Genomic DNA, 8,897 nt, shown 5'->3' with positions numbered 1-8,897 from the left:
GGTGCGGGGACGGAGCGGCCCGGGGGCGAGGGGGCCCGGGAGGCGAAGGGGTGCGGGGGTGAAGGGGTCCGGAGGGACGAAAGGGCCCGGGGTCTTCGTCGCCCCGGGCCCGGAACGGGCGGATGACCGAAGGGGCGGGGCCCTCGTGTGGCCCCGCCCCTCGGCTCAGTTCTCCTGCTCGCGCTCCACCTGGTCGTTCCACTCGCGCTTCATCGCGCGCCAGCCCTCGTCCGACTTGCCCAGGCGCCAGTAGCCCGAGATCGACAGGCGCTCGCGCGCCACGCCCCGGTCGAGCCGCAGGTGCCGGCGCAGCTCCTTCACGAAGCCCGCCTCGCCGTGGACGAAGGCGTGCACGTCGCCCGCCGGGAAGTCCAGGGCCGTGACCGCCTCGACCAGTGCCTCGCCCACCGGGCGGCCGCCCCGGTGCAGCCAGGTGACCTCGATGCCCGCCGCCGTCGCCAGCTTCTGCTCCTCGGCCGCGTCCGCGATCTCGATGAAGGCGTGCGCCTTCGCCCCCTCGGGCAGCTGCTCCAGGGCCACCGCGATCGCCGGAAGGGCACTCTCGTCACCCGCGAGCAGGTGCCAGTCCGCCGCCGGGTCCGGCGCGTAGCCGCCGCCGGGGCCGAGGAAGCGCACCGTCTCGCCCGCCCGGGCGCGCGCCGCCCACGGGCCCGCCAGGCCCTCGTCGCCGTGGACCACGAAGTCGATGGTCAGCTCGCGGTGGACCGGGTCCCAGGCCCGCACCGTGTACGTCCGCGTCGTCGGCCACTGGTCCCGGGGGAACTCCGTCCGGATCCGCTCGATGTCGAACGGCTCCGGGTAGGCGACGCCCTCCGGGGCGAAGAGGAGCTTCACGTAGTGGTCGGTGTACGTGTCCGCTGCGAAGCCGTCGAGCCCGGGGCCGCCCAGCACCACCCGCACCATGTGCGGAGTGATCCGCTCGGTGTGCACCACGCGCGCTTCGGTGGCCTTCGGTGCCTTGCGGGTCGACTGTTCTGCCACGACGAGCTCCCCTGACTCTGCATACTTAGGTATGCCTAAGCTAGCATCCCGTGGCAAGAGGGGCCCGGTGCGGCCGGTGTGACCCCGCCCTCAGTGCTCCAGGACCGGCAGCAGGCGTCCCACCGCGCCGCCCAGGTTCCAGCGCTTCACCAGCGCCTCCAAGGCGGCCGGGTCGCGGGGGGCGGTCGGCAGGGCCGGGTCGAACTCGGGGAGCGGCACGTCGGCGGCGACCCGCACCACCGTCGGCGCCACGTCCAGGTACGCCGCCGCCTCCACGATCCCGCGCCGCTTCGCCGGCGTCAGCTTCGACGCCGGGTCCTCCGCCGCCGCCCGGACGCCCGCCAGGTCCCCGTACTCCGTGATCAGCTGCGCCGCCGTCTTCTCGCCGATGCCCTTCACGCCGGGCAGTCCGTCGCTCGCGTCCCCGCGCAGCGCGGCGAAGTCCGCGTACTGGTCGGGTCGCACCCCGTACTTCGTACGGATCAGCTCCGCGTCCACCAGGTCGCAGTCGCCGACGCCCTTGCGCGGGTAGAGGACGCGGACGCCCCGGGCGTCGTCGACGAGCTGGAACAGGTCGCGGTCGCCGGTGACGATGTCCACGGGCCCCCCGGCGCGGCCCGCCAGCGTCCCGATCACGTCGTCCGCCTCGTACCCCGCCGCCCCGACCCGCGCGATGCCGAGCGCCGCCAGGACCTCCTCGATCACCGGCACCTGCGGCGACAGCGTGTCAGGGATCTCCTCCTCGTCCGGGCCCGTCTCCGTCTCCACGGCCACCCGGTGCGCCTTGTACGAGGGGATCAGGTCCACCCGCCACTGCGGCCGCCAGTCCTCGTCCCAGCAGGCCACCAGATCGTCCGGGCGGTGGTCCTGGACGAGCCGGGTGATGAAGTCGAGCAGCCCGCGCACGGCGTTCACCGGGGTGCCGTCCGGCGCCCGGACGGAGTCCGGCACGCCGAAGTACGCGCGGAAGTAGAGGCTGGCGGTGTCGAGGAGCATCAGGCGTCGCGTCACCCCCTGATCATGCCGCACCCCACCGACAGCGCCCCTCCGATCGGTCCGCATCCCACCGACAGCGCCCTCCGATCGGTCCGCACCCCACCGACAGCGCCCTCCGCTCCGCGCGCCGGGCCCTCCCGGATGCGCACGCGTGACCCCCGTCACCTTTGCGTTTGCACCTTGTGAAGCAGGGCATGCGCGAGCCCGGAGCGGAACCCGGTACGGGATTCAACGAAAAGGATCCCCGTACGCGACGGGCCCGCGGGCCGATCCCGCCCGCTCCACGGCCGGCCACGCGGGGGTGGTGAGGCCGTTCTTCGTTCCTACCCGTGAGGTGTATGTGTCCAGGCTCCAGGCCGACCATCTGTACAAGGTGTTCGGCAGACGACCCGACGAAGCCGTCCGCAGGCTCGCCGCCGGTGCCGACCGCGACGAACTGCGGGCCGACGGGACGACCGCCGCCGTCGTCGACGCGGGCTTCACCGTCGACCCCGGCCAGATCTTCGTCGTGATGGGTCTGTCCGGCTCCGGGAAGTCCACCCTCCTCCGCATGCTCAACGGCCTGCTCGAACCGACCGCGGGCCGGGTCCTCTACGACGGCCACGACCTCACCGCGCTCTCCCCCCGCGAGCTGCGCGAGGTCCGCTCCAAGAAGATCAGCATGGTCTTCCAGCACTTCGCGCTCTTCCCGCACCGAAACGTCCTGGAGAACGCCGCCTACGGCCTCGAGGTCCAGGGCGTGCCCCGCGCCGAGCGCGAGACCCGCGCCGCCGAGGCCCTCGAGCTGTGCGGCCTCGCCGGCTGGGAGAAGTCCTGGCCCGACGAGCTCTCCGGCGGCATGCAGCAGCGCGTCGGTCTGGCCCGCGCCCTCGCCACCGACGCCGAACTGCTCCTGATGGACGAGTCCTTCAGCGCGCTCGACCCGCTGATCCGCCGCGACATGCAGGACCAGCTCCTCGTGCTCCAGCAGCGCCTGAAGAAGACCATCGTCTTCATCACCCACGACCTCAACGAGGCCATGCGCCTCGGCGACAAGATCGCCGTCATGCGCGACGGCAGGATCGTCCAGCTCGGCACCGCCGAGGACATCCTCGTCCGCCCCGCCGACGACTACGTCGCCTCCTTCATCCAGGACGTCGACCGCTCCCGGGTGCTCACCGCCGCCGCCGTCATGACGGACACCGCCCCGGCCGACTGCCCGGAGGACTGCGCCTGCCGGGCCGTCGGACCCGACACGCTCGTCGCCGACCTGTGCGCCGTGGCCGCCCTGGCCCCGCACCCCGTGACCGTCGAGGACACCGACGGCTCCGTCCTCGGAGTCGTACCGACCGAACGCCTCCTCGCCGTCATGGGCGGTGTCGCCGCGACGAACGCCCCGCTCACCGAGGCCCGGGAGGTGACCGCCCGTGCCTAGGCTTCCCCTCGGCCAGTGGGTCGACAGCTCCGTCGACTGGCTCCAGGCCCAGTTCTCCTGGCTCTTCGACGCCGTCAGCACCGGCGTCACCGGCCTCTACGACGGCATCGACGCCGTCCTGTCCGCACCCCAGCCACTGCTCTTCGCCGGCGTCCTCGCCGTCGTCGCCTGGTGGCTGCGCGGCCTCGCCGCCGGTGTCCTCGCCTTCGCGGGCTTCGCGCTCGTCGACTCGGTCCAGCTGTGGGACGAGGCCATGGCGACGCTCTCCCTCGTCCTCGTCGCCACCCTCGTCACCCTGGTGATCGCCGTCCCGCTCGGCATCTGGGCGGCCCGCTCGAAGACCGTCAGCACCGTCCTGCGGCCCGTCCTCGACTTCATGCAGACCATGCCGGCGATGGTCTACCTCATCCCCGGCATCATCTTCTTCGGCGTCGGCGTCGTCCCCGGCATCATCGCCACCATCGTCTTCGCGCTGCCCCCGGGCGTGCGCATGACCGAACTCGGCATCCGCCAGGTCGACGGCGAACTCGTCGAGGCCGCCGAGGCGTTCGGCACCACCCCGCGCAACACGCTGCTGCGCGTGCAGCTGCCGCTCGCCCTGCCGACGATCATGGCCGGTGTCAACCAGGTCATCATGCTCGGCCTCTCCATGGTCGTCATCGCCGGCATGGTCGGCGGCGGCGGACTCGGCGGCGCCGTCTACCGCGCCATCGGCAACGTCGACATCGGCCTCGGCTTCGAGGCCGGCGTCTCCATCGTCGTCCTCGCCATGTACCTGGACCGGATGACCGGCGCCCTCGGCCGCCAGGTCTCCCCGCTGGGCCGCCGCGCCGCCGCCAAGGCCCGCGCCGCGCTCGGCGCCAAGCGGGCCGGGGCGAAGCTCTGGGCCCACCGGCCGCAGCCCGTCACCGCCCTCGTCGGCGTCGTCGTCCTCGCCCTCGCGGCCGGCGGCACGGGCTTCCTCGGCGGCAACGGCGGCGCGACCTCCACCACCGCCTCCGGCCCGAACGGCGGCCACGGCAAGAAGGTCAGCATCGGCTACATCCCCTGGGACGAGGGCATCGCCTCCACGTACCTGTGGAAGGAGCTCCTGGAGCGCCGCGGCTACGAGGTCGAGACCAAGCAGTTGGAGGCCGGCGCCCTCTACACCGGCCTGGCCGGCGGGCAGGTCGACTTCCAGACGGACGCCTGGCTCCCCGTCACCCACGCCCAGTACTGGAAGAAGTACCAGAACAAGCTGGAGGACCTCGGCTCCTGGTACGGCCCCACCTCCCTGGAGCTCTCCGTCCCCTCGTACGTGAAGGGCGTCGACTCCCTCGCCGACCTCAAGGGGAAGGCCGGACGGTTCAAGGGCCGGATCGTCGGCATCGAGCCCAGCGCCGGAATGATGGGCATCCTCAAGGACAAGGTCCTCAAGGACTACGGCCTGGAGGGCGAGTACAAGGTCGTCGACGGCTCCACGCCCGGCATGCTCGCCGAGCTGAAGCGCGCGTACGACCGCAAGGAACCCGTCGTCGTCACCCTCTGGTCCCCGCACTGGGCCTACTCCGCCCACGACCTGAAGAAGCTCAAGGACCCCAAGGGCTCCTGGGGCAAGGGCGACGGCGTCCACACCCTCGCCCGCAAGGGCTTCGCCACCGAGAACCCCGAGGTCGGCGCCTGGCTGAAGAACTTCTCGCTGACCGAGAAGCAGCTCACGGACCTCGAGGCCGTCATCCAGGAGACCGGCAAGGGCAAGGAGCAGCAGGCCGTCCGCACCTGGCTGGACCGGAACCCCGGCCTCGCGGAGAAGCTCGCCCCGCAGTAACCGTCCCTTCTTCACTGGCTGAAAAGGGGTGGTCGCCGAACGTGTTCGGCGGCCACCCCTTTTCGTCACGACGCGAAACCCCGCCCCAAAGCTGCGTAAGGTTCAGGTAACCGACCGGTACGAGCAGAGGGAGGGAGCCGACATGGACGAGAAGGAAGCACCCCGCGTGGGCGCGGCCGTCAAGAGGCGCCGCAGAGCGCTCCAGCTGACCCTGGCCGTCGTCGCCTCCCGCAGCGGCCTCTCCGTGCCCTTCCTCAGCCAGGTCGAGAACGAGCGCGCCCGGCCCAGCCGCCGCTCCCTCGAACTCGTCGCCGAGGCCCTGGAGACCACGGTCGGCGACCTCCTCGCCGCCGCCGAGGCCTCCCGCACCGTCGACGTCGTACGGTCCGGGGAGCGCTCCCCCGGCATGCCCGTCGGCGTACGGGCGCTGGTCCGCGGCCGCCACCAGCTGCACGCCCTGGAGTTCACCGGCGAGCAGGACGCGGGCCGCGAGTTCCAGCACCGGAACGACGAACTCCTCTACGTGGCCGACGGCGCCGCCGAGGTCGAGGCCGAGGGCCGCGCGTACCACCTCGGCCGCGGCGACACGCTCTACCTCTCCGGCGGCGTACGGCACCGCTGGCGGGCCACCGAGCCCGGCACCCGGCTCCTCGTCGTGGCGGTCGGCGACCACGTCGAGGCCGAGGAGCAGTGAGTACGTGGTGATGCCGAGGGTCGTGTCGCTCGTACCCTCCCTCACCGAGGCCGTCGCCGTCACCGCGCCCGGCGTCCTCGTCGGCGCCACCGACTGGTGCGGCCACCCCGCCGGGCTCGACGTCGTCCGCATCGGCGGGACCAAGAACCCCGACGTCACGGCGATCGCCGCGCTCCGGCCCGACCTCGTCCTCGCCAACGAGGAGGAGAACCGCGCCCCCGACCTCGCCGCCCTGCGCGCCGCCGGGCTCGACGTCCTCGTCACCGAGATCCGCACCCTCGACCAGGGGCTGCGGGAACTGGAACGGGTCCTCGCCGCGTGCGGGGCGCCCCGGCGGCCCCGCTGGCTGGTGGAGGCCGAGGCCGCCTGGGAGGCCGTGACCCCGGTGGAGCCGTGCACCGCCGTCGTACCGATCTGGCGGCGGCCCTGGATGGTCCTCGGCCGCGACACCTTCGCCGGCGACCTGCTCGCCCGCCTCGGCGTCCGGAACGTCTACGCGGACCATCCCGACCGCTATCCGAGGATTCCTCTGGACGAACTCCGCGCGGCCGCGCCCGACCTCGTCGTCCTGCCCGACGAGCCCTACCGCTTCACGCGCGACGACGGCCCCGAGGCCTTCCCCGGGACCGCCGCCGCCCTCGTCGACGGGCGCATGCTCACCTGGTACGGGCCGTCACTGGCCGAGGCCCCGCGGGAACTTGCCCGGGCCCTGCGAGCAGCGCACCGCTGAACAGCCCCCGCGCGGTGTGGAAACCGGCCACCAGCCAGGCCGCCACGAGGAACGCGTACAGGCCGATCGCGAGCCACCGGAAGACGTCCAGACCGGTGTGCCGAGCCAGGCCCTCGGCGCCGGTCACACAGGTCCCGACCGGGAAGGTGAACGCCCAGAAGGTCATCGCGAAGCCCATGCCCCGCCGCCGCGCCCGCAGCACCATCGCCCCGGCGAGCGCCAGCCACAGCAGTGCGAAGCCCATCACGGGGACCCCGTAGAGGACGGCGAAGGCGGCGAAACCGTGGGCGTACGGGGCGGGCAGCACGCCCGCGGCCGTGTCGGCGAACTTGTTCGCGGCGGTCGTCGACTGGCCGAGCGGGCCGAGGACCAGGAAGAGGGTGGGGGTCAGCGCGAGCGGCAGCGGGCCGCCGGTGACGAGCCGTCCGAAGACCAGCGGCAGCATGACCAGGGTGGCGAGCAGACTGACGCCGAACAGCGCGTAGCAGCCGATCAGGAGCGTCTGTTGGGCCTGCCCGGCGGGCAGGTGGGGCACGAGCAGCGGGCCGAGCGCGGCCGAGACCATGGGGGCCACGACCGGAAGCAGCCACACCGGCGACGCGCCCTCGATCCGGTGGTGCACGACCATGAGGTACGGGACGGCCACTGCGGCCACCAGGCCGATCACCGTGCCGGCGGTGAACAGGACGGTGTCGAGGGCGACGGCCGCCGGGAGCCCGATCCAGTCCCGGCCCACGATCATCGCGCCGCCGCCGACCGCGAGCAGCGCCATCGACAGACAGCCGTAGAACGGCGCCATCGCCGGGTCCATGAGATGGGCCCTGGCCTGGTCCCGGTGGCGGGCCCAGTGCGCGGCCCGGGCGGCGACCAGGGCGAGCAGCATCGCGAGCGACAGGACCCAGACGGCGGCGCATGCGGTACGGAGGCCGGGGACGTCCGCAGGGAGGGCGGCGCCCGCGTTGGCGACGATGGCCGTGCCCATGACGGAGGCGTACCAGTTGGGTCCGAGGTGGCGGACGGAACGGGCCGCCCGGGCGCCGGGGGTGGTGGCGCCTGCGCCTGCGCGGAGGGCGGGGAGGGAAGGTACGTGGCTTGCCATGTGACGATCGTTTCGCGCAGGAACCCGCCCCACCAGGGACGTTGCGGCTATGAGGCCATAAGCTGACTTTATGAGCAGTGAGCCGGGCGAGCCCCCGAACCCCCTCTCCCACCGGGTCCCCGACCTCGGCGCGCTCGAACTGCTCCTGGCCGTCGCCCGGCACGGCAGCCTCGGCGCGGCCGCCCGCGAGGTCGGCATCACCCAGCCCGCCGCCAGCAGCCGCATCCGCTCCATGGAACGCCAGCTCGGCGTCGCCCTGCTCGACCGCTCGCCGCGCGGCTCCCGGCTCACCGACGCGGGCGCCCTCGTCACCGACTGGGCGCGGCGGATCGTGGAGGCCGCGGAGGCCTTCGACGCGGGCGCGCAGGCCCTGCGCGGGCGGCGGGACTCGCGGCTGCGGGTGGCCGCGTCCATGACGATCGCCGAGTACCTGCTGCCCGGCTGGCTCATCGCGCTGCGCGCCGAGCGGCCCGACACCGCCGTGTCGCTCCAGGCCGGGAACTCGGCGGCCGTCGCGGAACGCCTCTTCGCGGGCGAGGCCGACGTCGGCTTCGTCGAGGGGCTCGCCGTGCCGGACGGCCTCGACGGGGTCGTCGTCGCGCACGACCGGCTCGCGCTCGTCGCCGCGCCCTCGCACCCGTGGGCCCGGCGACGGCGCCCGCTCGACCCGGCGGAGCTGGCCGCGACCCCGCTGGTCCTGCGGGAACGCGGCTCGGGCACCCGGCAGGTCCTGGACGCGGCGCTCTCCGCGCACGGAGGCCTCGCGCAACCGCTCCTCGAACTCGCCTCCACGACCGCGGTGAAGGCGGCGGCGGTGAGCGGGGCGGGGCCGGCCGTCCTCAGCGAGCTGGCGATCACGGAGGAACTGGCGTCGCGCCGCCTGGTCGCCATCCCGGTGGAGGGGGTCCTCCTCCGGCGCGACCTCCGCGCGGTCTGGCCGGCGGGGCACCGGCCTACGGGCCCGGCGCGGGACCTGCTGTCACTGACCCGAGGCTGACCGACCCGGCCCGCTCATGCGCCCCGGGCCCCGCGCCCGGTGCGGGCTGCGCCCTGCTTGGGCGGCGGCCCCGCACCCGTGGGACCCGCGCCGAGCCGTGCGGCGAGCGGTCGAGCAGGGAGACGCCGAGCTGGCGTTCCATGGAGCGGATGCGGCTG

Annotated in this window: 8 protein-coding genes; 5 read left to right on the top strand and 3 right to left on the bottom strand. The window is 73.6% G+C overall.

The genetic code is table 11. The features are described 5' to 3' along the window. Positions 1-165: 165 nt before the first annotated feature. Positions 166-1,002 (bottom strand): siderophore-interacting protein, encoded by an 837-nt coding sequence (locus CCN56_RS20275; RefSeq protein ID WP_086828770.1) that lies wholly within the window; start codon positions 1,000-1,002, stop codon positions 166-168. Between the two features lie 90 nt (positions 1,003-1,092). After that, positions 1,093-1,998 (bottom strand): 5'-3' exonuclease, encoded by a 906-nt coding sequence (locus CCN56_RS20270; RefSeq protein WP_086828772.1) that lies wholly within the window; start codon positions 1,996-1,998, stop codon positions 1,093-1,095. A gap of 340 nt (positions 1,999-2,338) precedes the next feature. Between CCN56_RS20270 and CCN56_RS20265 the strand changes: the two genes are divergently transcribed. The 4 genes from CCN56_RS20265 (at position 2,339) to CCN56_RS20250 (ending at position 6,643) form a co-directional block, all read left to right on the top strand. After that, positions 2,339-3,412 (top strand): glycine betaine/L-proline ABC transporter ATP-binding protein, encoded by a 1,074-nt coding sequence (locus tag CCN56_RS20265; protein ID WP_086828768.1) that lies wholly within the window; start codon positions 2,339-2,341, stop codon positions 3,410-3,412. Continuing rightward, positions 3,405-5,219 (top strand): ABC transporter permease/substrate binding protein, encoded by a 1,815-nt coding sequence (locus CCN56_RS20260; RefSeq protein WP_086828766.1) that lies wholly within the window; start codon positions 3,405-3,407, stop codon positions 5,217-5,219. Before CCN56_RS20265 ends, CCN56_RS20260 begins: the two co-directional genes overlap by 8 nt. 142 nt (positions 5,220-5,361) lie before the next feature. Next, entirely contained in the window at positions 5,362-5,913 is a 552-nt protein-coding gene (locus tag CCN56_RS20255; protein ID WP_086828764.1) for a helix-turn-helix domain-containing protein, read from the top strand. Between the two features lie 10 nt (positions 5,914-5,923). Beyond that, entirely contained in the window at positions 5,924-6,643 is a 720-nt protein-coding gene (locus CCN56_RS20250) for a helical backbone metal receptor (RefSeq protein WP_179199915.1), read from the top strand. On the opposite strand, the gene CCN56_RS20245 is transcribed toward CCN56_RS20250, so the two are convergent. Then, positions 6,570-7,742 (bottom strand): TDT family transporter, encoded by a 1,173-nt coding sequence (locus CCN56_RS20245; RefSeq protein ID WP_086828760.1) that lies wholly within the window; start codon positions 7,740-7,742, stop codon positions 6,570-6,572. The two genes, CCN56_RS20250 and CCN56_RS20245, sit on opposite strands and share 74 nt — an antisense overlap. Before the next feature lie 70 nt (positions 7,743-7,812). Here CCN56_RS20245 and CCN56_RS20240 point away from each other — a divergent pair, with 70 nt between their 5' ends. Further along, positions 7,813-8,739: a LysR family transcriptional regulator gene (locus CCN56_RS20240; protein ID WP_041128355.1), complete on the top strand. Its 927-nt coding sequence runs from the start codon at positions 7,813-7,815 to the stop codon at positions 8,737-8,739. Positions 8,740-8,897 lie beyond the last annotated feature (158 nt).

The sequence above is a fragment of the Streptomyces sp. NRRL B-24572 genome, assembly GCF_002156145.1.
Lineage (GTDB): Bacteria > Actinomycetota > Actinomycetes > Streptomycetales > Streptomycetaceae > Streptomyces > Streptomyces vietnamensis.
The sequence above is the reverse complement of the archived record's forward strand: the minus strand, read 5'-3'. Positions and strand labels throughout refer to the sequence as shown.

Coding starts and splice junctions, on each gene's coding strand:
- CCN56_RS20255 (WP_086828764.1), top strand. CDS start 5,362: ATGGACGAGAAGGAAGCACCCCGCGTGGGCGCGGCCGTCAAGAGGCGC.
- CCN56_RS20245 (WP_086828760.1), bottom strand. CDS start 7,742: ATGGCAAGCCACGTACCTTCCCTCCCCGCCCTCCGCGCAGGCGCAGGC.
- CCN56_RS20240 (WP_041128355.1), top strand. CDS start 7,813: ATGAGCAGTGAGCCGGGCGAGCCCCCGAACCCCCTCTCCCACCGGGTC.
- CCN56_RS20270 (WP_086828772.1), bottom strand. CDS start 1,998: ATGCTCCTCGACACCGCCAGCCTCTACTTCCGCGCGTACTTCGGCGTG.
- CCN56_RS20250 (WP_179199915.1), top strand. CDS start 5,924: ATGCCGAGGGTCGTGTCGCTCGTACCCTCCCTCACCGAGGCCGTCGCC.